This is a genomic window from Afipia sp. GW822-FHT04G07, from assembly GCF_058800765.1.
This window is the reverse complement of sequence record NZ_JBXAMP010000001.1, coordinates 372537-397040: the sequence shown is the minus strand read 5'-3', so window position 1 is coordinate 397040 and position 24504 is coordinate 372537. Positions and strand designations below refer to the sequence as shown.

At 61.3% G+C, this 24504-nt stretch carries 22 protein-coding genes; 12 read left to right on the top strand and 10 right to left on the bottom strand.

Features of this window, described 5'->3' with window-relative positions:
* Positions 1–60: 60 nt before the first annotated feature.
* The 5 genes from AC1RKJ_RS01915 (at position 61) to hflX (ending at position 6388) form a co-directional block, all read left to right on the top strand.
* Entirely contained in the window at positions 61–2328 is a 2268-nt protein-coding gene (locus AC1RKJ_RS01915) for a sensor histidine kinase NtrY-like (protein ID WP_492789219.1), read from the top strand.
* Positions 2329–2345: 17 nt separating this feature from the next.
* A complete protein-coding gene (gene ntrX, locus AC1RKJ_RS01910) occupies positions 2346–3716 on the top strand; it encodes a nitrogen assimilation response regulator NtrX (RefSeq protein WP_492789218.1) in 1371 nt (456 codons plus the stop codon).
* 4 nt (positions 3717–3720) lie between these two features.
* A complete protein-coding gene (locus tag AC1RKJ_RS01905) occupies positions 3721–4578 on the top strand; it encodes a D-amino-acid transaminase (RefSeq protein ID WP_492789217.1) in 858 nt (285 codons plus the stop codon).
* A 172-nt stretch (positions 4579–4750) separates the two neighbouring features.
* Positions 4751–4999 (top strand): RNA chaperone Hfq, encoded by a 249-nt coding sequence (gene hfq, locus AC1RKJ_RS01900; RefSeq protein WP_006020546.1) that lies wholly within the window; start codon positions 4751–4753, stop codon positions 4997–4999.
* A 12-nt stretch (positions 5000–5011) separates the two neighbouring features.
* Positions 5012–6388, top strand: coding sequence for a GTPase HflX (gene hflX / locus AC1RKJ_RS01895; protein ID WP_492789216.1), 1377 nt, complete (start codon positions 5012–5014; stop codon positions 6386–6388).
* Positions 6389–6392: 4 nt separating this feature from the next.
* Here hflX and mazG read toward each other — a convergent pair whose 3' ends face one another.
* Positions 6393–7226 (bottom strand): nucleoside triphosphate pyrophosphohydrolase, encoded by an 834-nt coding sequence (mazG, locus tag AC1RKJ_RS01890; protein ID WP_492789215.1) that lies wholly within the window; start codon positions 7224–7226, stop codon positions 6393–6395.
* Positions 7227–7320: 94 nt separating this feature from the next.
* Here mazG and queC point away from each other — a divergent pair, with 94 nt between their 5' ends.
* From queC to AC1RKJ_RS01875, 3 genes are read left to right on the top strand one after another with little or no spacing between them, the layout of a single operon-like run.
* Complete coding sequence (gene queC, locus AC1RKJ_RS01885) at positions 7321–8049, top strand: 7-cyano-7-deazaguanine synthase QueC (protein WP_492789214.1); 729 nt, start codon at positions 7321–7323, stop codon at positions 8047–8049.
* Entirely contained in the window at positions 8046–8603 is a 558-nt protein-coding gene (locus tag AC1RKJ_RS01880; protein ID WP_492789213.1) for a VUT family protein, read from the top strand. The genes queC and AC1RKJ_RS01880 overlap by 4 nt, the downstream gene beginning before the upstream one ends.
* Positions 8604–8623: 20 nt before the next feature.
* Positions 8624–8875, top strand: a complete 252-nt coding sequence (locus tag AC1RKJ_RS01875) for a DUF1272 domain-containing protein (protein ID WP_492789212.1) — start codon at positions 8624–8626, stop codon at positions 8873–8875.
* Between the two features lie 13 nt (positions 8876–8888).
* Here AC1RKJ_RS01875 and AC1RKJ_RS01870 read toward each other — a convergent pair whose 3' ends face one another.
* The gene (locus AC1RKJ_RS01870; RefSeq protein WP_492789211.1) at positions 8889–9392 is read right to left on the bottom strand and encodes a thermonuclease family protein; all 504 of its coding nucleotides are present in this window, start codon (positions 9390–9392) and stop codon (positions 8889–8891) included.
* A gap of 253 nt (positions 9393–9645) precedes the next feature.
* Between AC1RKJ_RS01870 and AC1RKJ_RS01865 the strand changes: the two genes are divergently transcribed.
* Entirely contained in the window at positions 9646–11244 is a 1599-nt protein-coding gene (locus AC1RKJ_RS01865) for an alpha-amylase family glycosyl hydrolase (protein WP_492789210.1), read from the top strand.
* A gap of 280 nt (positions 11245–11524) precedes the next feature.
* Entirely contained in the window at positions 11525–13174 is a 1650-nt protein-coding gene (locus AC1RKJ_RS01860; protein WP_492789209.1) for an acyl-CoA synthetase, read from the top strand.
* A gap of 3 nt (positions 13175–13177) precedes the next feature.
* On the opposite strand, the gene AC1RKJ_RS01855 is transcribed toward AC1RKJ_RS01860, so the two are convergent.
* The 6 genes from AC1RKJ_RS01855 to AC1RKJ_RS01830 all read right to left on the bottom strand — a co-directional run bounded on the left by AC1RKJ_RS01855 (position 13178) and on the right by AC1RKJ_RS01830 (position 19799).
* Entirely contained in the window at positions 13178–13978 is an 801-nt protein-coding gene (locus tag AC1RKJ_RS01855; protein ID WP_492789208.1) for an MBL fold metallo-hydrolase, read from the bottom strand.
* The gene (locus tag AC1RKJ_RS01850) at positions 13975–14769 is read right to left on the bottom strand and encodes a TatD family hydrolase (RefSeq protein WP_492789207.1); all 795 of its coding nucleotides are present in this window, start codon (positions 14767–14769) and stop codon (positions 13975–13977) included. The genes AC1RKJ_RS01855 and AC1RKJ_RS01850 overlap by 4 nt, the downstream gene beginning before the upstream one ends.
* A gap of 5 nt (positions 14770–14774) precedes the next feature.
* Positions 14775–16712 (bottom strand): methionine--tRNA ligase, encoded by a 1938-nt coding sequence (gene metG, locus AC1RKJ_RS01845; protein WP_492789206.1) that lies wholly within the window; start codon positions 16710–16712, stop codon positions 14775–14777.
* A gap of 84 nt (positions 16713–16796) precedes the next feature.
* A complete protein-coding gene (locus AC1RKJ_RS01840) occupies positions 16797–17858 on the bottom strand; it encodes a DNA polymerase III subunit delta' (RefSeq protein ID WP_492789205.1) in 1062 nt (353 codons plus the stop codon).
* Positions 17855–18547 carry a dTMP kinase gene (gene tmk, locus AC1RKJ_RS01835; protein WP_492789204.1) on the bottom strand — a complete coding sequence of 231 codons (693 nt, stop codon included), beginning with the start codon at positions 18545–18547 and terminating at the stop codon, positions 17855–17857. Before tmk ends, AC1RKJ_RS01840 begins: the two co-directional genes overlap by 4 nt.
* A gap of 1 nt (position 18548) precedes the next feature.
* The gene (locus AC1RKJ_RS01830) at positions 18549–19799 is read right to left on the bottom strand and encodes a D-alanyl-D-alanine carboxypeptidase family protein (protein WP_492789203.1); all 1251 of its coding nucleotides are present in this window, start codon (positions 19797–19799) and stop codon (positions 18549–18551) included.
* Positions 19800–19944: 145 nt separating this feature from the next.
* Between AC1RKJ_RS01830 and AC1RKJ_RS01825 the strand changes: the two genes are divergently transcribed.
* Positions 19945–20886 carry an alpha/beta fold hydrolase gene (locus AC1RKJ_RS01825; protein ID WP_492792618.1) on the top strand — a complete coding sequence of 314 codons (942 nt, stop codon included), beginning with the start codon at positions 19945–19947 and terminating at the stop codon, positions 20884–20886.
* Between the two features lie 21 nt (positions 20887–20907).
* Here AC1RKJ_RS01825 and AC1RKJ_RS01820 read toward each other — a convergent pair whose 3' ends face one another.
* Positions 20908–21840, bottom strand: a complete 933-nt coding sequence (locus AC1RKJ_RS01820) for a septal ring lytic transglycosylase RlpA family protein (RefSeq protein ID WP_492789202.1) — start codon at positions 21838–21840, stop codon at positions 20908–20910.
* Positions 21841–22239: 399 nt separating this feature from the next.
* On the opposite strand from AC1RKJ_RS01820, the gene AC1RKJ_RS01815 reads away from it, so the two are divergent.
* Positions 22240–22425 carry a hypothetical protein gene (locus AC1RKJ_RS01815; protein WP_492789201.1) on the top strand — a complete coding sequence of 62 codons (186 nt, stop codon included), beginning with the start codon at positions 22240–22242 and terminating at the stop codon, positions 22423–22425.
* A 431-nt stretch (positions 22426–22856) separates the two neighbouring features.
* On the opposite strand, the gene AC1RKJ_RS01810 is transcribed toward AC1RKJ_RS01815, so the two are convergent.
* Entirely contained in the window at positions 22857–24341 is a 1485-nt protein-coding gene (locus AC1RKJ_RS01810; protein WP_492789200.1) for a porin, read from the bottom strand.
* Between the last annotated feature and the right edge of the window lie 163 nt (positions 24342–24504).

The following is a 24504-nucleotide window of genomic DNA, read 5'->3' as shown; positions in this document are numbered from 1 at the left end:
GCATCACTGGATACGGCAACCGCCGTGCTCCGGCACACATTGGCCTGATCCGACCCCCGCATGACCGCAGCAGAGACGTCGGCCCAAAGCTTCGATCCGTCGTTTGCCGAGTCCTCCGGCCGACCGCTCCGCAGGCTGTTCGCGCCGCTGGCGGTTGGCCTAGCGCTACTGTCCGCCTTCCTGACCTTCGTCGTGCTGACCGGCCTGACGCCGATTGCGCCCACCCACGAAGTCGTCGTCACGTTCCTCCTGATCAACGGCGCAACCATCCTGCTTCTGCTGGGCATTATCGCCCGCGAGGTGTGGCAGGTGGTTCAGGCCCGACGCCGTGGCCGGGCCGCCGCCCGTCTTCACGTTCAGATCGTCAGCTTGTTCTCGGTGATCGCTGTGCTGCCTGCGGTGCTGGTGTCGATCGTCGCCAATGTCACCATCGATCGCGGCCTCGACCGGCTGTTTTCGGTCCGCACGCGGGCAGTGATCGAGAATTCGCTCATCGTCGCGAACGCCTACGTCTACGAACACGCGCAACTCATCCGCGGCGACATTATCGGCATGTCGAGCGACATTGCACGTGCACGGCCGCTGTTCGATCAGGACCGCCAGACCTTCCGCAATGTCCTCACGTCGAGCGCCGCGTCGCGCAACCTTCCTGGCGCGATGATCATCGACAAGGATCGCAATATCCTTGAGACGGCCGCCACCGGCATCCAGCAGGACTTCCAGACTCCGGCTGCCGACTTCCTCCGCAACGTGACCGAGGATGAACCGCAGATCGGCGTGTTCATCGAACAGAACTACGTCGCGGCGGTCATTCGCCTGCGCGCGTTCCAGGATACGTTCCTGTACGTCGCGCGGTTGCTTGATCCTCGCGTGGTGGCGCAGCTGCGGCAGACGCAGGACAGCGTCAAGGAATATGCCGAACTTGAATCGCGCCGGCTGGGCATTCAAGTCGCGTTCGCGCTGATGTTTACCGTGATCGCGCTCACGGTGCTAATGTCGTCTGTGCTCTTAGGCCTGAACTTTGCCAACTGGCTGGTGGCTCCTATCCGGCGATTGATGGGTGCGGCCAATCTCGTCTCCACCGGCGACCTTCATGTGCAGGTGCCAGTGCTCAAATCCGAAGGCGATCTCGCAACTCTGGGCGAGACATTCAACAAGATGACGCAGGAGTTGCGCACGCAGCGCGACGACCTCGTCAACGCCAGCGGACTCATCGACAGCCGCCGACGCTTCATCGAGGCCGTCCTCTCGTCCGCGAGCGCGGGCATCATCGGCGTTGACGGCGAGGGCAAGATCGCCGTTCTCAACCGTTCGGCGGAGAAGCTCATCGGGCATTCGGAATCGGAAGTGATGGGCAAGCCTTTGTCCGAAATCGTTCCCGAACTCAACGAACTCATGACCACGGCGCGCGGCAGCGCTCAACGCCTGTTGCAGGGTCAGATCGAGATCAGCCGCGACAAGGTGGAACGCAATTTGTCGGTGCGCGTCAGTTCCGAGCAGACCGGGCAATCCAACGAAAGCTACATCATCACGCTTGATGACATCACCGAACTCGTGACAGCGCAGCGCACGTCCGCATGGGCCGATGTTGCCCGCCGCATCGCCCACGAGATCAAGAATCCGCTGACGCCAATTCAGCTTTCCGCCGAGCGTATCCGACGCAAGTTCGGCAAGGTGATCGTCGAGGATCGGCCCATTTTCGACCAGTGCACCGATACGATCATTCGTCAGGTCGATGACATCCGGAAGATGGTCGACGAGTTCTCCAAGTTCGCGCGTATGCCGAAGCCGGTGATCGAAGGCGAGGATGTCGCCGACACCGTTCGTCAGACAGTGTTCCTGATGCGCGTGGGTCATCCCGATGTCGATATTGAAGTCGACATCAAGCAGGAGCCGATGCACGCGAAATTCGACCGGCGTCTGATCTCGCAGGGCCTGACCAACATCATCAAGAACGCAACCGAAGCGATCGGCGCGGTCCCTGCTGGAGAAATCGAACGCGGACATATCGATGTCATCGCGACGCGCGAAAACGACGATATCGTGATCGACATTGTGGATAACGGAGTAGGGCTGCCCAAAGAAAGCCGCGCGCGCTTGCTTGAGCCTTACGTGACCACCCGCGAGAAGGGCACCGGCCTCGGTCTCGCGATCGTCGGCCGGGTTCTGGAAGATCACGGCGGGCGAATTGAATTGAACGACGCATCCGCCCTTCGTCCCGGAGCACGGGGCGCCTGGGTACGGATGAGATTTTCCATTTCGGGGCAGGCAAAAGACGCCGCGACCGAAGGCACCAAAACAGAAATAGAAGCCGTAACCGGCGATTGACAGAGCGGGCGTGATTCATGGCGAATGACATTTTGATCGTCGATGACGAAGCAGATATTCGAGACCTCGTCGCGGGCATTCTCGATGACGAAGGCTTCAAGACGCGCACCGCGCGCGACAGCGACAGCGCGCTGGCGGAAATCTCGAGCCGCCGGCCGAATCTGATTTTCCTCGACATCTGGCTTCAGGGCAGCCGGCTCGACGGCTTGCAGCTTCTCGAGCAGATCAAGCGCGACCATCCGGAAGTGCCGGTTGTGATGATCTCGGGCCACGGCAATATCGAGACGGCGGTCGCGGCCATCAAGCGCGGCGCCTATGATTTCATCGAGAAGCCGTTCAAGGCGGACCGCCTGATCCTCGTGGCCAACCGTGCGCTGGAAACATCCCGCCTGAGGCGCGAGGTGCGCGAACTCAAGCAGCACGCACCGTCGTCGGGAACGCTGATCGGCAAGTCGCCCTGCATGAACCAGTTGCGCCAGACCATCGACCGCGCGGCGAAGGCCAACAGCCGTATCATGATTGTTGGTCCATCGGGCGGCGGCAAGGAACTGGCCGCGCGCACGCTGCACGCGATGTCGGGCCGCGCCGACGGTCCGTTCGTTGTCATCAACGCCGCCGCGATCACGCCGGAGCGGATGGAGGTCGAACTGTTCGGCATCGAATTGTCGGACGGCGAGACCGGCCGCAAGCCCGGTGCGCTGGAAGAAGCGCATGGCGGCACCCTGTTCATCGACGAGATTGCCGATCTGCCGCGCGAGACGCAAAATCGGATCCTGCGCGTGCTGGTCGATCAGACGTTCCAGCGGGCAGGCGGCACCACCAAGGTCAGCGTCGACGTGCGAATCGTGTCCTCGACGGCGCGTAATCTGGAAGCCGAGATCGCGGAAGGAAAATTCCGCGAGGATCTCTATCATCGCCTGTCAGTTGTTCCGATCCGCGTTCCGCCTCTGTCAGAGCGCCGCGAGGACATTCCGGAACTGGTGGAATACTTCATGGATCAGATTTCATCGGCCACGGGCTTGCCCAAGCGGCGCATCGGCGAAGACGCGATGGCGGTCCTGCAATCGCACGTCTGGCCCGGCAACGTGCGCCAGCTTCGCAACAACGTCGAACGCGTCATGATCCTGGCCGGCGGCGACGCCGATGCCGCGATTACCGCGGACATGCTGCCACAGGATGTCGGTTCGATGATTCCCGCCATGCCGACCGGCAACAACGGCGAACACATCATGGGCCTGCCGCTGCGCGAAGCCCGCGAAGTGTTCGAGCGCGACTACCTGATCGCGCAGATCAGCCGGTTCTCGGGGAATATATCGCGCACGGCAGAGTTTGTCGGCATGGAGCGCTCGGCGCTCCATCGCAAGCTCAAGGCATTGGGCGTAGGCTGATCACATGTCCCGCATCGCCTATGTGAACGGCCAGTACCGCGACATGCGGGACGCGAGCGTGAATATCGAGGACCGCGGTTATCAGTTTTCCGACGGTGTCTACGAAGTCTGCGAAATCCGAGGCGGCAAGGTTGTCGATCAACCGCGCCATTTAACCCGCCTGCAGCGATCGCTGCGCGAGTTGCGGATCGATATGCCGATGCCGCTGTCGGCGCTTGAAATCGTCATTCACGAAACGGTGCGGCGGAATCGCGTCACCTACGGCATCGTCTATCTGCAAGTGACGCGCGGCGTGGCGCGGCGCGATCATGCGTTTCCGCTGAAGCCGGTGAAGCCTGCCCTGGTGATTACAGCGCGCGGTCTCAGCTTCCAGAAAAATCAGGACACCGCTGCGCGCGGCATCGGCGTCATCACCATTCCGGAAAACCGCTGGCCTCGGGTCGACATCAAGTCGGTATCGCTGTTGCCCAACGTGCTTGCGAAGCAGCAGGCGCGCGAGAACGACGCTTACGAAGCATGGTTCGTCGATAGCGACGGTCAGGTCACCGAAGGCGCGTCGAGCAACGCCTGGATCGTGACAAAGGACGGTCGCGTGGTCACGCGATCGGCCGACAGCGGCATACTTGCCGGGGTCACGCGGGCCGTTCTGACGAACGTATTGGCGTCGCTCCAGATCAAACTTGAGGAACGGCCCTTCACCCCGGCTGAAGCCTACGAAGCCGCCGAGGCCTTCGTGACCGCGTCCAGCCAGATAGTCATGCCCGTGGTGCGGATCGACGGCCGTCCAATCGGCGGTGGCAAGCCGGGGGCTATTTCCATGCGCTTGCGGGAAGAATTTCACCGTTTTTCAGAATTTTCGTAAGTTTTGCCGCCCTTTGGCGTCCCGGCCGGGGTGAGCGGCCTTGCCTAACAACCGGGCCTGTCCTTTAATCGCGGTGCAGCACCCGGAGGGGGATCTCAGGGACGCCGGCAGCCGGACCACCGCTCCGAAGAGAGCAGGCCCTGGCCCAAAAACAAGACTGCGGGATAAGAAAATGGCGGCAGACCGCGCACAAAATCTACAAGACACATTCCTCAATCACGTTCGTAAAACCAAAACGCCACTGACGATCTTTCTGGTCAATGGAGTGAAGTTGCAGGGCATTGTCACATGGTTCGACAATTTCTGCCTTCTGCTTCGGCGAGACGGTCACTCGCAGCTTGTCTACAAGCACGCGATCTCGACCATCATGCCGGGTGCTCCGATCCAGTTGTTCGAAGGCGGCGAGGACGCGCCAGCTTGAGATTGAACTGATTTGGAACCCCGAGAGTTTGACGGGGGCGCTGACCGTCCAAGGTCGGCGCGGGGCGATACAGGGCGGGTGCTGGTCATCGGCCCTTACAAGCGTGCGCGAAGGGGCGATCCCGACGCGCCAACAACATCCCATGGCATCCGCAATCCCGATGCACGGCTTGAAGAAGCCGTCGGCCTCGCACGCGCGATTGATCTTACCGTTGCCGAAGCCGTCGTTGCACCGCTGAGCGAAATCCGACCCGCGACCTATCTCGGCAAGGGCAAGGTCGAGGAGATGCTTGGCCTGATCAAGGCCGGCGATGTCGATCTTGTGGTCATGGATTGCGCGCTGTCGCCGGTCCAGCAGCGCAATCTTGAAAAGGAATGGAAGGCCAAGGTGCTCGACCGCACCGGGCTTATTCTGGAAATCTTCGGCCGCCGCGCGAAAACCCGTGAAGGATCGTTGCAGGTCGAACTCGCGCATCTGAATTATCAGCGCAGCCGGCTTGTGCGGTCATGGACCCATCTCGAGCGCCAGCGCGGCGGTTTCGGATTCATGGGCGGCCCCGGCGAAACGCAGATCGAAGCCGACCGCCGTCTGATCGGCGATCGCATCGCGCGCATCGAAACCGAAATCAAGAAAGTTCAGGCAACGCGCCGGCTGCATCGCGCCGGGCGGCAGCGTGTGCCGTACCGCGTTGTCGCGCTGGTCGGTTACACCAACGCCGGAAAATCCACACTGTTCAACCGCCTGACGCGCGCCGACGTGCAGGCCGCCGACATGCTGTTCGCGACCCTCGATCCGACGTTGCGCGCGCTGACCCTGCCACACGGCGGCAAGGCCATGCTGTCGGACACCGTCGGTTTTATCTCGGACCTGCCAACCATGCTCGTCGCGGCATTCCGCGCCACGCTGGAAGAAGTCATCGAGGCCGACGTCATCCTGCACGTCCGGGACATTTCGCACGAAGATGCCGAGGCCCAGCAGCAGGACGTCGAATCGATCTTGCGGCAACTCGGGATCGATCCTGACGGCGGTCACCGCATTATCGAGGTCTGGAACAAGATCGATCGCTTCGATCAGGAAGGGCGCGACAATCTTGCGAACATCGCCGCGCGCCGGCCGCCGGAGCGTCCATGTTTCCCGGTGTCAGCCGAAACCGGGGAGGGCATCGACGCCTTGCTTGCGGCCATCGAGGATCGTCTGGCCGCAACGCGGGTGACGCTCGATCTCTCCATCGATGCGTCAGACGGCGCCGGCATCAGCTGGCTGCACCGGAATTCCGAAGTTCTGGACAAGCACATGGAGAACGGCCGCTTCACGATGACCGTGCGCGTTGACGAGACCAAACGCGAGATCACCATCGCCAAATTCGGCGCAGTTCCGAGCGTGCATTGATCGCTCAGGTTGCCGCGGGATCTAGAGCGCGAGTCTTCGCCTCGTTCCACAGAGCGTCCATTTCCGCGAGCGTTGCCTTCTCCAGCGACGAGCCGCGCGCGGCAAGTGTGCGTTCGATATAGGCGAAGCGTTTTTCGAATTTCGCGTTGGTCGCGCGCAGCGCCATCTCGGGATCGGCCTTGGCGTGCCGCGCCAGATTGACGACGGCGAAAAGAAGATCGCCAGTTTCCTCCGCGATATGAGACTGGTTACCGCTGTCGAGCGCGGCTTCGATTTCGTCGGCTTCCTCGCGGATTTTCGCCAGCACCGCGCGTGGATCGTTCCAGTCGAAGCCGACCGTCGAGGCCGTCCGCTGCAAATCCAGCGCACGCGCGAGCGCCGGCTGGCTCTTTTTTACGGTCGCGAGCAGGCCGGGCTCCGCGTCGGCCGCTTCACCGCGCAGTGCCGCGCGTTCCGCCTTCTCTTCAGCTTTAATGCTACCCCACAGGCCCGCCACCTCATCGGGCGTCATCTGTCCGGCCCTGTCACCGAAAACATGCGGGTGCCGCCGGATCATCTTGGCGCTGATTGCATTCACCACATCGCCGAACGCGAAAGCGCCTTGCTCTTCGGCCATGCGGGCGTGATACACAACTTGCAATAACAGATCGCCGAGTTCGTCCTTCAGATCATCGAGATCGTCACGGGCGATGGCGTCGGCAACCTCAAAGGCCTCTTCGATCGTGTAGGGGGCGATGGTCGCGAAGGTCTGTTCCAAGTCCCACGGGCAGCCGGTTTTGGGCGTGCGCAGTCTCGCCATGATGTCGAGCAGCGTAGAAATGTCTTGAGATGGAGGCATAGCGCACCAAGGTATGAAAAGGGCCTACCTTCTATGCCGCAACGGCAACTTCGAGACAATTGGCGGCGCGGTGTCCGGGTGCTAAGGGCAATCCATGAGCGAATTGGTTCAAAATAGTGCTGCCCTGGTGCTTTTCTCCGGCGGGCAGGATTCCGCGACGTGTCTGGCGTGGGCCCTGGCGCGTTTCGACCGCGTGGAAACAGTCGGGTTTTCCTATGGCCAGCGGCACGCCATCGAGCTTGAGAGCCGGGCAAAACTGATCGACGGCATGGTGGCCCTGCGGCCGGAATGGGATTCAAGGCTCGGCGAAAATCACACGCTGGATATTCCGACCCTCGGCGTGATTTCCGAGACCGCGCTGACGCGCGACACGGCGATTGAAATGGGCGAGGGCGGCCTGCCGAATACATTCGTGCCCGGCCGCAATCTGGTGTTCCTCACTTTCGCTGCCGCACTCGCCTATCGGCGAGGCATCACCCATATCGTCGGCGGCATGTGCGAAACGGATTTTTCCGGCTATCCGGATTGCCGCGACGAGACCATCAAGGCGCTCAACGTCGCGCTCAATCTCGGCATGGCGCGTCCATTCGAACTGCATACGCCGCTGATGTGGCGTGACAAGACAGACACCTGGAAGCTGGCGGAAGAACTTGGCGGCAAGGAGCTGGTCAATCTGATCGTTGAGCATTCCCACACCTGCTATCTCGGCGAACGCGGTGCGCGCCACGACTGGGGCTACGGTTGCGGCGAATGTCCGGCGTGCAGCCTGCGCGCGCGCGGATGGGCGGCCTACGCGGCGCAAGCCGGCACCGAAGCGCAATGACCCCGCTGCCGCAGCGCCTTCGCATCGAAGGTCTGATGTTCCTCGCGGCCTACGTCGCCTGCATTCCGATCGCCAACTGGCTCATCCAGTATGTCGGCACCGTCTGTCCGCCGAACGGCCCGTGCCTTATCCCGGTTGCGCCGGGTCTCATGGCCCCCAGCGGCGTGCTGATGGCGGGTCTTGCGCTGGTGCTGCGCGATCTCGTGCAACGGCGGCTCGGTGTGGCGTATGGGCTGGCGGCAATCGGAGCAGGGACTGTACTCTCCGCGGTGCTCGCGCCCGCGCCATTGGTGATCGCCTCGGCCGTGGCGTTCCTGCTGTCCGAACTGGCCGACTTCGCGGTCTATACGCCGTTGCAGAAGCGCGGCCTCGTGCGGGCGGTTGCTGCAAGCAGCTTCGTCGGGCTTGTTGCCGACTCGCTGCTGTTTTTGTGGCTGGCGTTTGGCAGTCTTGACTTCCTCGCAGGCCAAATTGTCGGCAAGGCTGTTATGGTGTTGCTGACGCTGCCCGCGATTCACTGGCTGCGCCGGCGCGACGAGCGTCTCGGCGCCTGAACTTGCCGAGGAGGCCATCCATGATGAAGCTCAAGCCGAACTGCGAATGCTGCGACAGGGACCTGCCGCCGGAGAGCCTTGAAGCGGTGATCTGCACATTTGAATGCACGTTCTGCGCGACATGCGCGGACACAGTCTTCGGCGGCGCGTGCCCTAACTGCGGCGGCAACTTCGTGCCACGCCCGATCAGGCCGGCGGCATTGCTGCGAAAGTATCCTGCTTCGACCGAGCGCCACTTGCGCGAACAGCCATGTCTGGCGAAAGCCGGCTAGTCGGCACGCGCAGTCAGTCTTTTCGATTGTTGTCGTTGCGCGGGTGCTGGTCCCGCCATTGGCGCGGTGGCGTGAACGTTCCCGCCCACAACCCGCGTTTGGCGGATTTTGCCTCTTCTTGCTGCGCGCCATAAACATTCGCGAAACCGGATGTCATGGCCCAGCCTTGCTGCACCATCCAGGCGTTGACATCGGTACCATCGGGCAGGGAGCAGGTCGCCAGCGTACGGCCGAATTTGTCGATCGATCTCGGTTGGCACTTCAGATCTTGGCCGCGAATACGACCCCGCAATTGCGCCGACGCCTGCCGTCCACACGGCCAATCGCGGCCCTGGGCATCGAGGCACATTTGATTCAGTTCAGGTGCGTCAATGTCGATCAGGCGAATCCGGGTACCTGAAATCGTCAGCGTATCGCCATCAGCAACGAAGGCATTGCCAGTCACAGGTGTATCCGGTGTCCGCATCCAGCGCTCGACCGCATAGACGCCGAGCGAGCCGATCAACACGACCACCATAATAGTCCAGCGCCTCGTGTCCGAGTCGAACCGGACGGGCCCGCGCTGTTGTTGCCGTGGCATCCGGAAGTTCATGCATGCGCCTGTGCAAATTGCGATGTGAACGTTTTATGTCAGGCGATTGCGCGACAACGATTCATCCACGGATTATCGGCTTCACGCGGGCAGGGTTCAAGCGTGTCTTGCCAACGACTTGAGCATGCGCCTAAGTGCCGAGCGCCTGTCGGATTCTCCCAATCATTCAGCGTGACCCATGCGTGAGCGTTTTCCGTGGTGGAGGTCCGGCATCCTCTATCAAATCTATCCGCGCTCCTTTCAGGATTCGAATGGCGACGGAGTAGGTGACTTGAAGGGCATCATCGAGCGGCTGCCTTATCTGGTCGAGCTTGGCGTTGATGCACTGTGGCTATCGCCGATCTTCCCATCGCCGATGGACGATTTTGGATACGACATTTCCGACTACACTGGAATCGATCCGCTGTTCGGGACGCTCGACGATTTCGATGCACTGGTCGCGGCGGCGCACGACCTTGGGCTGAAGGTCATTCTCGATCTGGTGCCCAATCACACCTCCGACCGGCATCCATGGTTCGTCGAAAGCCGCACATCAAGAGACAATCCGAAACGCGACTGGTACATCTGGCGCGACGGCTGCGGCGAGGGCGGCCCGCCGAACAACTGGCTTTCCGAATTCGGCGGCAGTTCATGGGAATTCGATGCCCACACCAATCAGTACTATTACCACGCGTTCCTGCGCAGCCAGCCCGATCTGAACTGGCGCAATCCGGACGTGCGCAATGCCATGCACGACGTGATGCGGTTCTGGCTGCGACGTGGCGTCGATGGCTTTCGCGTCGATGTGATGTGGCATCTGATCAAGGACGATCTGCTACGCGACAATCCGCCGAATACCGAGTTCGGACTGGGGCGGCAGCCGTATGAGCAGTTGATCCCATTGTACTCGACCGACCGGCCGGAAGTTCACGCCGTCGTAGCGGAGATGCGCCGGGTGATCGACGAGTTCGACAATCGCGTGCTGATCGGAGAAATCTATCTGCCGCCGGAAAAGCTTGTGGCTTACTACGGCCCCGGCCTCACCGGCGCGCATTTACCATTTAACTTTTCGCTGATCTCGACGCCGTGGAATGCGCGAGCCATCGCGAAACTCATCGACGATTACGAGAAAGCCTTGCCGCCGGATGCCTGGCCGAACTGGGTACTCGGCAATCATGACCGGCAGCGCATCGCCAGCCGCGTCGGTCACGATCAAGCCCGCGTTGCCGCGATGCTGCTGCTGACGCTGCGCGGAACGCCGACGCTGTATTATGGCGACGAGATCGGTATGGCGCAGGCTGAAATTCCGCCGGATCGGGTGAGGGATCCATGGGAGAAAAATCTGCCCGGCACCGGCCTGGGACGCGACGGCTGCCGTACGCCAATGCAATGGGATTCGACGTCCTATGCCGGGTTCAGTACCGGCGAGCCATGGCTGCCGCTGGGCGATGATTTTGCGCGGACGAACGTCGCGACCCAACATCAGGATGCAGCCTCAATGCTCAGTCTGTACCGGGCCCTGATCGGTCTTCGCCGGATGCGGCCCGAACTGGCCGTAGGCGCTTGCAATGCCGTCAGAGTCGCTGGCGATCTGCTGGTGTTCGAGCGCGCCTACGAGGGCCGGCAACTGCTTGTCGCGCTCAACCTGGGCGAAGCGCCGGCCGCGCTAGAGTTCGCTGCGGTGGCTGCGCGTGGACGGATACTGCTGTCGACCTTCATGGACAGGCAGACTGAGCCGGTGCGTAGGACAGTGAGCCTGCGAGGCGCTGAAGGGCTCATCCTGGAGCCGCTGGGGTGATCGGGAGTCATCGAAGCTCCATGTGCCTGACCCGATAAAGCCCAACGCTCGATTCGCATAAGGTATATTATGGAATATATTATATCACTGTGATTTCAATATGATCTATTCAATACCCGATAAAATGATCGATATATCTTGGGTTATATCTGAAAACATTGGCCTAAATTGCGCTCGTTATCCGCAACAGCGCCCTCGGTGATTGACCGCACAGGATGCCGATGTAGAAACGATTGCAAATGCCCGACCGAGCAGCGGCGGCACCTCAGGGAGTTCGGATATGAGCAACGGTCAGGGCCAGTACAGCGTCGGTCTGGACAAGACGCCGGCCAATTATGTGCCGCTCTCTCCGCTCAGCTTCCTCGCGCGCAGTGCCGGCGTCTATCCGGACCATGTCAGCGCCGTCTACGAAGGCCGTACATTCACCTGGGCGCAGACCTATGAGCGCTGCAAGCGCTTCGCGTCATATCTCGCCGGCCGCGGCATCGGCCGTGGCGACACCGTTGCAGCGATGCTGCCGAATATCCCGGCCATGAATGAAGTCCATTTCGCCGTCCCGATGGCCGGCGGGGTCCTCAATGCGCTCAATATCCGCCTCGATGCGGCGTCGATCGCGTTCCAACTCGATCACGGAGGCGCCAGCATCATTCTGGTCGATCCCGAGTTCTCAGGCGTGATTTCTGACGCACTGGGCCTGATGAAGGGTCCAAAGCCGCTTGTGATCGACGTCGATGACGCGGCGTTCGCCGGCGGCAAGCGGATAGGCGAACTCGAATACGAAGCAGCCGTCGCATCCGGCGATCCGGATTTTGCCTGGCATCAGCCGCAGGATGAATGGGACGCCATTGCATTGAGTTACACGTCCGGCACCACGGGCAATCCCAAGGGCGTCGTCACGCATTATCGCGGTGCATATCTCAACGCCGTGAGCAACATCCTGGCCGGCAACCTCGGCACGCATCCTATCTATCTCTGGACGCTGCCGATGTTCCACTGCAACGGCTGGTGCTTTCCATGGACGATTGCGGCGACAGCCGGCGTGAATGTCTGCCTGCGCAAGGTCGATCCGGCCAAGATTTTCGAGCTGATTCCAAAGCACGGTGTCACCCACATGTGCGGCGCGCCGATTGTCTACAACTCGCTGATCAACGCGCCGGGCGCGCCAAAGGCCGAAGCCGGGAAGTTCATCACCGGGCTGATCGCCGGCGCAGCGCCTCCCGTGGCCGTGCTGGAAGGCGCGGAACGGATCGGCATCAAGATCACGCACGTTTACGGGCTGACTGAGGTCTATGGCCCCGCCTCCGTCTGCGCCGAGCAACCGGGCTGGGACGATTTGCCGGCGGACCAGCGCGCGCAGCTCAAGCGCCGTCAGGGCGTGCCCTATCCCCTCGAGGAAGCCGTCAGCGTGCTCGACCCTAAAACCATGCAGGAAGTGCCGCGCGACGGCGAGACCATCGGCGAGGTTATGTTCCGCGGCAACATCGTCATGAAAGGCTACCTGAAGAACGAGAAGGCCACGAAGGAAGCCTTCGAAGGCGGCTGGTTTCACACCGGCGATCTCGGCGTGCTCGATGAGTTCGGCTACGTCATCATCAAGGACCGCTCGAAGGACATCATCATCTCCGGCGGTGAAAACATTTCGTCGGTCGAGGTCGAAGACGTACTGTACAAGCATCCGGCGGTGCTGTTCGCAGCCGTCGTTGCCAAGCCGGACGCGAAATGGGGCGAGGTGCCCTGCGCATTCATCGAGTTGAAGGACGGCGCCAGCGCTACCGAGGCGGAAATCCTCGCCTACTGCCGAAGCCAGATGCCGGGTTTCAAGACTCCGAAGTCCGTGGTGTTCGGTGCGATCCCGAAAACATCCACCGGCAAGATTCAGAAGTTCATGCTGCGCGATCAGGCCAATTCGGCGAAGGCGATTTCGGCGTAACTCTTACACTTCGATCGTCAAACGCATTCCGTCATAGCCCGGCTCCACGCCGGGCGGCAGCTTCGTGCGGAGCACCTCGTAATCCAGATCGGAATGCAGGTTGGTCAGCACCGCGCGGCGCGGTTTGAAACGCTCAATCCATGACAGCGCGTCGTCGAGGCTGAAATGGCTCGGATGCGGTGCGTAACGCAACGCGTCGATGATCCACAGGTCGAGACCTTCCAGCGCGTGAAAGCTCTCGGGCGGAATGTCATGAAGGTCCGGCGTGTAGGCGGCATTGCCGATACGGTAGCCGAGCGCCGGAATATTGCCGTGCTGAACCAGGAAGGCGGACAAGGCGAGGGAGCCGCCCTTCCCGTCAATGCTTTCGGTTTCACCGGCCTCGATCGATCGCTTCTCGAGGATCGCCGGATAATCGCTGCCCGGTGCCTGTTCGAAACAGTAAGCGAAGCGCGAAAGAATATCCTTGCCGGTGGATGCGTTGAGATAGACCGGAATCCGTTTGCGCTGATGCAGCACTACGGAGCGCAGATCGTCAATGCCGTGGGTCTGGTCGGCATGCTCGTGGGTGAGAAATGTTGCTTCGAGATGGTCGACATTGGCGTCGATCAGTTGCTCGCGCAGGTCGGGCGAGGTGTCGATCAGAACGCGCGTGAGGGCACCCGCATCGCCCTTCTCGGCCAGCAGCGAACATCGGCGGCGGCGGTTCTTCGGATTGTTCGGATCACAAGCGCCCCAGCCCAGCGCCGGGCGCGGCACGCCGGCGGACGATCCGGAGCCGAGTATCGTCAGCGTCACCGTCATGCGGCTTTCGCGTCCGGACGCGGCACCTTGTCGAACAACCTGAAGAAATTTTCCGTGGTCTGCTGCGTGATCTCCTCAAGCGAGACGCCACGCGTTTCCGCCAGAACTCTGGCGGTCTCGACCACGAAGGACGGCTCATTGCGCTTACCGCGGAATTTTCCCGGCGCCAGATACGGCGCGTCGGTTTCCACCATGATGCGATCCGCCGGCAGTTCGGCAGCGATGTCGCGGATGGACTGCGAGTTTTTAAAGGTCAGGATGCCGGTGAAGGAAATCGACAGCCCGAGTGCGATGGCCTTCATCGCAAGCTCGCGTCCGCCGGTGTAGCAATGCAGCACGGCCTTGAACGGCCCCTTCCCGATTTCATCTTCAAGAATACGGCCGCAAGCTTCGTCGGCTTCGCGGGTGTGGATCACCAGCGGCAATCCGGTGGCGCGCGCCGCCGCGATATGTGCGCGAAAGCCCCGCTCCTGCGCTTCCGGTGATCCATCCTTGTAGAAGTTATCCAGCCCCGCCTCGCCCAGCGCCACCACCTTGGGATGCTTCGTGAGCGCGATCAGTTCGTCCGACGTGATGCCATCTTCCTCATCGGCGTTATGCGGATGGGTGCCGACCGAGCAATAGACATTGGGAAACCGCGACGTGATGTCCAGCAATCCGTCGAGCCGGCGCACGCGCGTGGAAATCGTAACGATGCGGCCGACGCCGGCGGCTTCAGCGCGTGCGACGATCGCGTCAAGGTCATCCTTGAAGTCCGGAAAGTCGAGATGGCAGTGACTGTCAACAAGCATCAGGCTTAAACCGGCTTCTCTTCCGTGGGTTCGATATAGCGCGGGAAAATCGGCGCAGGCGGCGGCAACTGTGTGCCGCCCTTGATCCGTGTGCCGAGTGCCGCGAAGTCCCGCGCGTCCTTCGCAACGCCGAGAATGTCCAGCAACTTGGCACAGGCATCCGGCATCGCAGGCTGCGCGAGAATCGCGATCTGCCGCACCACCTCGGCGGTGACATACAGCACCGTCTGCTGGCGCGCAGGATCGGTCTTGGCCAGCGCCCATGGCGCCTCACCCGCAAAATAACGATTAGCTTCGGCGACCACCGCCCAGATTGCATTCAGCGCGTGATGGATCTGCTGCGTGCCCATCGCGGTGCGCGCCTGCTCGAGCATCCCGTCGGCCATCGCCAGAATGGCCTTGTCGTTATCGCTGAACGCGCCCGGCTCCGGCAGCACGCCGCCATACTGCTTGCCGATCATCGAGAGCGAGCGCTGCGCCAGATTGCCGAGATCGTTGGCAAGATCCGCGTTGGTGCGCGCGACGATGGCCTCATGGCTGTAGCCGCCATCCTGCCCGAACTGCACCTCGCGCAAGAAGAAATAGCGCAACTGATCGACGCCATAAAGCTCGGCCATGTAGAACGGATCGACGACATTGCCGAGCGATTTCGACATCTTCTCGCCGCGGTTCAGAACGAACCCGTGCGCATAAACACGTTTCGGCAAGGGAATTCCGGCGGACATGAGAAAGGCCGGCCAGTACACGGCATGAAAGCGAATGATATCCTTGCCGATGATATGAACGTCTGCCGGCCAGAACCGCCAGTTTGCGTCGCCTTCTTCCGGAAAGCCGACGCCGGTGATGTAATTAGTCAGCGCATCGACCCAGACATACATCACGTGCTCTTCGTCGCCAGGCACCTTAACGCCCCAGTCGAACGTGGTGCGCGAGATCGACAGATCGTTGAGGCCACCCTTGACGAAACTGATGACTTCGCTCCGGCTGGAATCGGGTCCGATGAAATCCGGCTGGCTCTCGTATAGCGCCAGCAGCCTGTCCTGATATGCGGAGAGCTCGAAGAAATAGCTCTTCTCCTCAACCCACTCGACAGGTGTGCCCTGCGGTCCGCGCCGGACGTTATCTTCGCCAACGACTGTTTCGTCCTCTGCGTAATAAGCCTCGTCGCGCACGGAGTACCAGCCGGCGTAGCTGTCAATGTAGATGTCGCCATTGTCGGTCATGCGCCGCCAGATTTCCTGGACTGAACGATGATGCTGCTCTTCCGTCGTGCGAATGAAGCGGCTGAACGAAACGTTCAGCTTCTCATCGAGTTTACGAAGCAATCCCGCATTTCGTGTTGCCAGATCGAGAGCCGAGATACCCTCCTTCTGCGCCGTCTGAACCATCTTCTGGCCATGCTCATCCGTGCCGGTCAGGAAGAACACGTCCTTGCCGTCCAGCGCCTGGAAACGCGCCAGCGCGTCGGTCGCGATAGCTTCATAGGCATGGCCGATGTGCGGCGCACCGTTCGGATAAACGATGGCGGTCGTGATGTAGAAAGAATTCTTCGAGCCGGTGTTTGCGGCGCTCTGCGGCGCAGCCGACGCTTTCGGCTTCGCAGGTTTTGCCGGTGCTTTTGCCGTCACGGGCTTGGCAGGTTTTGCTGCCTTCCCGGCGACTTTCGCGGAGCGCTGCTTCGTGACGGATTTTTTCGCGGACGTCTTGGTGCCAGCCCTTTTTGAGGTGCCCTTCTTTGCGGCGCCCTTTTTCCCGGCGCGCTTTGCTGTCGATTTTTTTGCGGCTTTCTTGACGGTTTTCTTCGCAGCTTTTTTGGCCGTCTTTTTCGTGACCGCCTTGCGTGCCTTTTTCTTTGGAGAAACCTTCGCGCGCCGCGGGACGGACTTGCGCGCCGCTTTGACTGCTTTCTTTTTCTTCGCGGCGGTTTTCTTGGTCTTGGCCATTACGCTTCCTTAGAATTTCAAAACGACGCCAACGTGTGCGCGATCACTCAAACAGGGTGCTGCAAAGCCACTGCGATTGTCCAATTAGCGAGCCTGCGGGCGAGCCCCGGTGGCTTCAGCGAGCATATCAAATACAGAGAAAACCAACGGTTTTCGCTCCAGATTGAAGCTCTCGGTGTCGCGCGCGGCACGGTTGATCTTTTCCCATACCTCGGCGAGCCGTGCAAGGCGCGGCAGGTTTGCGCCAGCGTCCGGCTCATGCAGATGTCCCGTCAGCCAGCGGTCCACCGTATCGACGAAAGCCTTCAAACCGACGCGATCATTGAGCGGGAGCGCATCGCCCAGCGCATGAAGCGCGCGCTGATCGACATGCGGCAAGGTGTTCAGCAAGGCAAGCGTCCGCTGATGCAGTCCGAGCGACTGGCCGCCAAGCAGCGTCAGCGCGCGCGCGACACTCCCCTCCGCCGCATCCGCAGCCTCGCGCAGCGCTGCGTCACTCCGATTCAATCCCGCCGCTTCCGCGGCTGCCCTGACAACGTCATCCGTCTCCAGCGGCCGCAACGGCAACTTCCTGCAGCGTGACTGGATGGTGGCGAGCACGCGCGCCGGAGTATGACTGACAAGAAGGAACAGCGAGCGCGCCGGCGGTTCTTCGAGAATTTTCAGCAGCGCATTGGAGGCATTGGCATTCAGTTCATCGACCGTATCGACCACGCAGACACGCCAGCCGCCGACGCTTGCTGCCGTCGAGCCGAAAAACCCGATGGTTTCACGCGACTCGTCCACTGTAATGACGGTGCGCATGGTGCCCTTGTCGTTGACCGTGCGCTCAAGCGTCAGCAATCCGCCATGGCTTCCGCCCGCGACCTGCCGCGCGACCGGATGGTCCTGATCGACATAGAGATTGTCGGCATCTTGCACAGAGCGTGCGGCAGGATCGGAATGTGCGAGCACGAAGCGTGCCATGCGATAGGCCAGCGTCGTTTTGCCGATGCCCTGTGCCCCGCCGATCAGCCACGCGTGCGGAATGCAGCCGCTCCGATAGGCATTCAGCAGCGTCTGCTCGGCATCGCGATGGCCGAACAGCGACGTCGTCTCGCGCGGGGCACGAACTGCGGTTTCGGGTTCAGCGGTGCGCGCGCTCATGCCTTGGTGGTCTCGCGAACGGCGGCTACCGAAAACAGATGATCCCGCAGCGCTTTCCATATCCGCTCCGCAACGATCTTGGGATCTGCGTTCGCGTCGATCAGCGCACAGCGCTTCGGATCGTTCTCTGCGATCCGGCGGTAGGCTTCGCGCAGCTTCTCGTGAAAGCTCAGGCCTTCGCCCTCGAAGCGATCGGGAAGCGCCGTTCCACGACGTTTGACGGCTCGCTCCATACCGACAGCTACGGGAACATCGAGAATGATCGTGAGGTCAGGCTTGAGATCGCCAATCGTCACGCGCTCCATCGCCCGGATCAGCTTGAGATCGACCTTCCCCAGCTCGCCCTGATAGACGCGCGTCGAATCCGTAAAGCGGTCGCACAACACCCACGTTCCCTGTTCGAGCGCGGGCTCGATCACCTGGCTGACATGGTCGTCGCGCGCCGCCGCAAACAGCAGCGATTCCGTTTCGGGACCGAAAGCCTTGGCCATGCCGGACAGCAGCAGGTGCCGCACGATCTCCGCGCCCGCCGATCCGCCGGGCTCGCGCGTCGTGATCGTCTTCAGTTTGGCCGCGTTGAGCCGGTCCGCGAGCATCTGAATTTGCGTCGATTTGCCGGAGCCCTCGCCACCTTCAAAGGTAATGAAGCGCCCGCGAGCGGGCTTCCGGGATTTGTTGGCTTCGCTCATGTCACAGCTTCTCCGCGCCGGCGCGGAACAGGCCGAGGACGAGTTCGCTGGCACCATCAACAGCGCGGCGGGTCAAGGACCCTGCTCCGATCGGCTCCGCGGCCACCAGCGGGGATTCTAGCGCTATGTTGCTGCCACGCCAGACCTTCAACACGCCGACGCCCTGGCCGGGTTCGACTGGCGCGCGGACGGGGCCGGTATAGACTATACGGGCGACCAGCTTGTCGGAGCCGTTTCGCTGCACCATGACTCGAACAGGCTCGGGACTTGCCAGTTTGACGGAGCGGCTTTCACCGCCGAACACCCGCGCATAGCCAACCGTCTGGTTGGCGGCGAACAGCGTCCGCGCCTCGAAATTGCGGAAGCCCCACTCGAGCAGTTTCTTGGCTTCCTGTGCGCGATCGTCCGAGTCCTCGAGGCCGTTGACCACGACGATCAGCCTCATGCCGTTCTGCACGGCGGAACCGACCATGCCGTAGCCGCCCTCCTTGGTGAATCCGGTCTTCAGTCCGTCGGCGCCCTCAAGCATGGCGAGCAGTGGATTGCGATTCTGCTGACGGATCTTGTTCCAGGTGAACTCGCGCTCGTTGAAGAGCTTGTAGTAATCCGGATAGGTCAGAATGATATGCCGCGCGAGCAGGCCGAGTTCGCGAACGGTCATCTTGTTAGCGGGATCCGGCAGGCCGTTGGAATTTCCAAACGTCGATTTCGTCATGCCAAGTTCGCGCGCGCGCTTGGTCATGCGTTCGGCGAAAGCCGCTTCGGTGTTCGAGAGACCTTCCGCGAGCGCCATGCAGGAATCGTTGCCGCTCTGGATCAGCGCGCCATGCAACAAATCATCGACGCTGACGCGACTGTTGATCGCAGCAAACATCGTCGAGCCGCCGGACGGAGCGCCGCCCTTGCGCCAGGTGTTCTCGCTGATCCTGAATTCATCGGTGAGTTTGATCTCGCCCTTTTTCAGCGCGTTGAAAACGACTTCCGCCGTCATCAGCTTCATCATGCTGGACGGGGCGCGAAGTTCGTCGGCGTTTTTCTCGAACAGGATACTGCCCGACTTCGCCTCGATCAGGATCGCGGTGGGCGCATCAGTGTCGTAGGCATCGTCCTTTTTGGCGCCTTGCACGCTGTTATTGGCCGCATGGGCGATGCCGCCCAGCGCAACGCCGACCGCCAGAGCAGCCGCGACGAGACGCCAAAGCCGTCCGCTCGGACGCCCGCGAAATCGGGGTGCTGTTAGAATGGCTGCCATGCTGAGATTCCTGAGGATCGCGTTGTATCAGTTGGGCTGATACCAAACAACGTGCCGCCGGTCCTCGACCGATCGCCGGTAAATTGCCTATCGTCCGGATTTGGGGCCTCGACCAGCAAAAATCTCCCAAAAAAGGCAAAACATGATGTCGTCATCGCGAATGATCTCAGCCAACGGCATCGACATTTTTGTGACCGAGCAAGGCTCGGGGCCGCTGGTCCTGCTCTGTCACGGCTGGCCGGAATTGTCCCATTCATGGCGGCATCAGCTCCCCGCGCTTGCCGCGGCCGGCTTTCACGTAGTTGCTCCCGACATGCGCGGGTATGGGCGAACCTCGGCGCCGCAGAACATCGAAAACTATTCGATCTTCGATCTGGTCGGCGACATGGTCGCTCTGGTCGCGGCGCTGGGCGAGACCAAGGCTATTATCATCGGTCACGATTGGGGTGCGCCGGTGGCATGGCACGCGGCCCTGTTCCGGCCCGATATCTTCACCGCCGTCGGGGGCTTGAGCGTCCCGCCGCCGTGGCGCGGACGTGAGCGCCCGCTGGATACTTTGGCGAAGAGCGGCACCACCAATTTCTACTGGCAGTATTTCCAGCAGCCGGGCGTCGCGGAAGCCGAGTTCGAGCGCGATGTCGACTTTACAATGCGCGCCGTTTCGTTCGGAGTCGAAGCATCATTGTTCCTGAAAGACGGTCATGGATTTCTGGGCGATTCGGCGATCGAGCGGCCGCTTCCGGCATGGGTCAATGCGCAGGACCATGCGCATGTTGTCGATACCTACAAGCGCACGGGATTTCGCGGCGGGCTGAACTGGTATCGCAACATCGACCGCAACTGGGAGCTGACCGCGCCATGGCATGGCGCGAAAATCCATCAGCCGTCCATTTTCATTGCCGGCGCAAACGACGCGGTCGTGACCGGAATTATCGGCGGCAAGCGGGTCACCGAGATGGACCGGGTGCTGCCGAACCTGAAGCGCAAGCTCCTGATCGACGGCGCGGGTCACTGGATTCAGCAAGAGCGGCCCGACGAGGTCAACGCCGCGCTGGTTGAATTCCTGAACGGCGTGCGGGGTGCATGATCCCGAAAAGCGGGAACCGGTTTAATAAAGCCCGCGGCCTGACATCAGGCTCAAGCTGTTATCGCGCAGGCCCGGCGCATAGGCGGCGACTGGCCTTGTCATCGCCGGAGGCTCGTCCGCCACTTCGGTTTCGGCGGGCGCACTGCGCTCGAAGCGGCGGCCTCCGGGCCGTGTGCTGCGCGAGGCCGAGACCTCCGACGAGCCCGCAGCCGCGTCATCTGGCGTATGGCCGAGGGTATACGGCCGCCCTGAGGGCAATGGCACATCGCCACGAGTCACGCCGCGCGAGGGCATGGTGTCGGGGATGAATGGGCGCGCCGATGCGATCCTGACGCCTGTGGGTGATGGCGCGGGCTCCCCTGTCCGCAACGTCGCCATGAGCTGCCGGTCGTCCGATCCTTCGAGCGGGGCCCGGCCGACATATTCCACGCGCACGCGGCCGATGCCGTTCTCGCGGAACTCCAGCAGTTTCGCCGCCGTATTGGAGACATCGATCAGGCGATTGCCGTGGTACGGACCGCGGTCGTTGACACGGACGATGACGGATTTGCCGTTGGCCAGATTGGTGACCCGTGCGTAGCTCGGCAGCGGCATGGTGGGATGTGCTGCGGTGAGCGACGTCATGTCGAACACCTCGCCGTTGGCCGTCAGGCGCCCGTGGAACGCATCGCCATACCAGGAGGCCATACCTTCGGCGCGATAGTTCGGATCTTCTTCGGGCACATAGGTGCGGCCTGCGACCACGTAGGGCTTCCCGACGCGATAGGTGCCGCCGCCTTTCGGGACAGCCTCGTTGAAATCGACAACGCGCGGGCTGCTCGAAACACCGTATTTCGGATCGACGCGGCTGGACAACTTGTTCGACCCGGCGCAATTGGCGACCAGGAGGCACAAGGCTCCCGCCGCCGCGACGCGGGCGATTCCCCTGCCTGTTTCAGTGACGCAAATCCCCATAGAACCCCAAATAGCACTTTCGGCACCAGCTTGCCTACCGGGTCCTGCCCGGCCGACGTTCGCACTGATACGCCGCTTACGTTAACCCATTGCTTCCGCGCCGAAAAAGGTCCGGCTCAGGGGTTGGTAAACCGGAGATTGATTTTCGTCGGGTTGCAGCCTCCCCTGTTCATATTTCTTGGGATTCTCGCCGTCTTCCAGCTCCCAGAGTGTTTGTTGCGAGAACAGATGACCGGCTGGATTTCGGTTTTATTGATCTGGATGGCCCTGATTGCGCAGCATTCGTGCTGATACACCGCGCCGCGCGGCGCTGGTGGGACTATTTCGGGAGACGCGTCTGGATCGTCCGAAACGGAAATGAGCGTCCATCGTCATCTCTCATACAGAAAGGATGATTGAATGTTTCTTGTCTCAGGTCTTCTCGTTGTCGTCGCCGGTCTTTTTTATGCAGCCGACCACAGTCATCTCGGCCGGTTCGGCGCCCAGATGTGCCTGTATGGCGACACGTTCTGCCGGCATCCCGTCTATCTTCTGGTCGGCGCCGGCCTTGCTGCTGCCTGGGGCGCTTTGGTCAGCATGCGATGATACGTTGGCTGCCAGTTTTCGCAGGATGCTGTCCGATTGCGTCCATCTTCTGCGCATCCAACTGAAAAAGGCGCTCCGGGTTGCCCGGAACGCCTTCCCCAATCTCGCTGAACCAGGCGGAAAGACCGCCCTGTCCGAAGCTCAAGAGAGCTTAGCGGGCGGCCTCAGCGAGGTGACAGCGCTTGGAATGAGACACTGGACCACCTCCTTTCATTGTTGACGACACAATCGAATATAGGGGCGAATTGCGCGTTGTGAAGTCCGCCATTGGACAGATGCAGATCCCCGCCGATGCCCGCGCAATGTGACGCCGCAGCGGTTCAGGTTCGATCCTTTTCAAGCACGATGTCATGCGCGGTGAACAGAAAACCCCGGCAGTTTCCTGCCGGGGTTTTCGTTAGTTCGTTGTAATCGCCGTTAGACGGTTACGATCAGAACGTGCGGCGAACGCGGAGGTTGCCGCTGAGCGTGCCGAGATCCTTGAAGTCGTAGGTCGCGGCTGGCTTGAACCCGCCCGGAGCAAGAGCGGCCGATCCGGTGAAGGACTGGTCGATTGCCGTGTACATGACTTCGGCCGAGAACGTCAGGTTCCGAACCGGGGTCCAGCCGAGACGGCTGCCGACTTGCCAGATCGCGAAATCTGGGTTGCAGCTGTAACCGTTGGCTTTCGGACCGCTGATTGCATTGAACATGTTGCAATACAGGTTGGTCGCGGTTCCGTTGAAGTCGACCTTCGAATACGAACCGAACAGGCCCGATTCCCAGTTCTGGTTCCAGTTGTGCACGAAGCCAACACGAACGCCGTAGGCGTCGGTCTTTTCGATGCTGCCGCCCTGGCCGTAGACGCCGTCAGCGTTCACGCCGAGAGCGACACTCTGGTAGCTAGCGGGGAAGTCCGAACCACCACCGTACACAGCGTACGAGTTACCGAAGGTGCCGCCGATGATGTAACGGTTTGCGCCGTTCGCGTAAGCAACGTCAACGGTCAGCTTGTCGCCCGGGCCGGTCGGAAGGTTCTTCAGCTGAAGACCGCCCTGAACCGCGAAGCCCCAGGTATCCGACGGATGACCAGTGGTTTCGTTCGCGCCGTAGTAGTTGGCGTGAATGTTGTGCGCAGCTGCGGACAGCTGTGCAGTGAACGCAGCCTGATCGACGCGGATGTTGCCGACGATGTCAGGAGCAGCGTTGCCGCCGTAAGCGTTGGCGTAGGTGCTGCCAGCGATCTGGGCCGCCGTGACGGGGGTGCCCGGGTTCACGTTGATCAGCAGACCGCGAGCATAACCACCCTGAGCGAGGGTCGTCTTCGGCTCGTCGAGGCCGATCTGGGCCGAAACACCGTTGCCGAACTGCCAAGTGTAGTTGATGTTGTTCACGCCGGTGGAGTTGTCGCCGCCGCCGAAAAGATTCGACGTGTTGCTGTTGGCGGGAGAGTTGTTCCACGGAGTGTTATACGCCGACACCGACTTACCGAAGGTGAACCCGGCGAACTGAACGAAGCCGTAGTCAACTTCGATGAAGCCGCCTGCAATGTTGTCGGTGTTCGAGGTGAACTGGAACTTCACGTCCCAGTACGAACGAACAACGCCGTATTCGGTGGCGGTGCGGGTATCAACCGTGAACTGGCTGCGCTGACGGGTGGTGAAGAAGTCACGATCCCGGCTGCCGAACGCGCTGTTGCCCTGAATGTAAGGGCTGTTGTACGAGTTTGCATTCAGGTTGACGTCGAACTGAACGTAGCCGCCGATTTTGATGCAGGTCTCGGTGCCGGGGATGTAGTAGAATCCCGCGCCATAGAGCGAACAGACCTTCACGTACTGAACGGCTTTCGCCTTCACCGGAAGATCAGCTGCCTGTGCCCCGGCGATCGCGACGAAACCCGCCGCTGTGCCGAGGATAAGGCTCTTTATCGTGTTCATAGTACCTCCAAGTTTTGCTCTGTGAGCGTAAGTCCGTTGGCGCAAATCACACCGCAGGTGGTCCCCAATTCCCCCTCAACCGCCTCGTTGATCCCGCTTTCTGACACCGCGCATGAAGCGCGGACCGATCGAGCGAAACTTCCAAACAGGACGACGTGAGAAA

Bases quoted from the DNA above. Each gene is read 5' to 3' on its own strand.
- AC1RKJ_RS01915 (WP_492789219.1), top strand. From the start codon at position 61: ATGACCGCAGCAGAGACGTCGGCCCAAAGCTTCGATCCGTCGTTTGCC.
- ntrX (WP_492789218.1), top strand. From the start codon at position 2,346: ATGGCGAATGACATTTTGATCGTCGATGACGAAGCAGATATTCGAGAC.
- AC1RKJ_RS01905 (WP_492789217.1), top strand. From the start codon at position 3,721: ATGTCCCGCATCGCCTATGTGAACGGCCAGTACCGCGACATGCGGGAC.
- hfq (WP_006020546.1), top strand. From the start codon at position 4,751: ATGGCGGCAGACCGCGCACAAAATCTACAAGACACATTCCTCAATCAC.
- mazG (WP_492789215.1), bottom strand. From the start codon at position 7,226: ATGCCTCCATCTCAAGACATTTCTACGCTGCTCGACATCATGGCGAGA.
- queC (WP_492789214.1), top strand. From the start codon at position 7,321: ATGAGCGAATTGGTTCAAAATAGTGCTGCCCTGGTGCTTTTCTCCGGC.
- AC1RKJ_RS01880 (WP_492789213.1), top strand. From the start codon at position 8,046: ATGACCCCGCTGCCGCAGCGCCTTCGCATCGAAGGTCTGATGTTCCTC.
- AC1RKJ_RS01875 (WP_492789212.1), top strand. From the start codon at position 8,624: ATGATGAAGCTCAAGCCGAACTGCGAATGCTGCGACAGGGACCTGCCG.
- AC1RKJ_RS01870 (WP_492789211.1), bottom strand. From the start codon at position 9,392: ATGGTGGTCGTGTTGATCGGCTCGCTCGGCGTCTATGCGGTCGAGCGC.
- AC1RKJ_RS01865 (WP_492789210.1), top strand. From the start codon at position 9,646: ATGCGTGAGCGTTTTCCGTGGTGGAGGTCCGGCATCCTCTATCAAATC.
- AC1RKJ_RS01860 (WP_492789209.1), top strand. From the start codon at position 11,525: ATGAGCAACGGTCAGGGCCAGTACAGCGTCGGTCTGGACAAGACGCCG.
- AC1RKJ_RS01855 (WP_492789208.1), bottom strand. From the start codon at position 13,978: ATGACGGTGACGCTGACGATACTCGGCTCCGGATCGTCCGCCGGCGTG.
- AC1RKJ_RS01850 (WP_492789207.1), bottom strand. From the start codon at position 14,769: ATGCTTGTTGACAGTCACTGCCATCTCGACTTTCCGGACTTCAAGGAT.
- metG (WP_492789206.1), bottom strand. From the start codon at position 16,712: ATGGCCAAGACCAAGAAAACCGCCGCGAAGAAAAAGAAAGCAGTCAAA.
- AC1RKJ_RS01840 (WP_492789205.1), bottom strand. From the start codon at position 17,858: ATGAGCGCGCGCACCGCTGAACCCGAAACCGCAGTTCGTGCCCCGCGC.
- tmk (WP_492789204.1), bottom strand. From the start codon at position 18,547: ATGAGCGAAGCCAACAAATCCCGGAAGCCCGCTCGCGGGCGCTTCATT.
- AC1RKJ_RS01830 (WP_492789203.1), bottom strand. From the start codon at position 19,799: ATGGCAGCCATTCTAACAGCACCCCGATTTCGCGGGCGTCCGAGCGGA.
- AC1RKJ_RS01825 (WP_492792618.1), top strand. From the start codon at position 19,945: ATGTCGTCATCGCGAATGATCTCAGCCAACGGCATCGACATTTTTGTG.
- AC1RKJ_RS01820 (WP_492789202.1), bottom strand. From the start codon at position 21,840: ATGGGGATTTGCGTCACTGAAACAGGCAGGGGAATCGCCCGCGTCGCG.
- AC1RKJ_RS01815 (WP_492789201.1), top strand. From the start codon at position 22,240: ATGTTTCTTGTCTCAGGTCTTCTCGTTGTCGTCGCCGGTCTTTTTTAT.
- AC1RKJ_RS01810 (WP_492789200.1), bottom strand. From the start codon at position 24,341: ATGAACACGATAAAGAGCCTTATCCTCGGCACAGCGGCGGGTTTCGTC.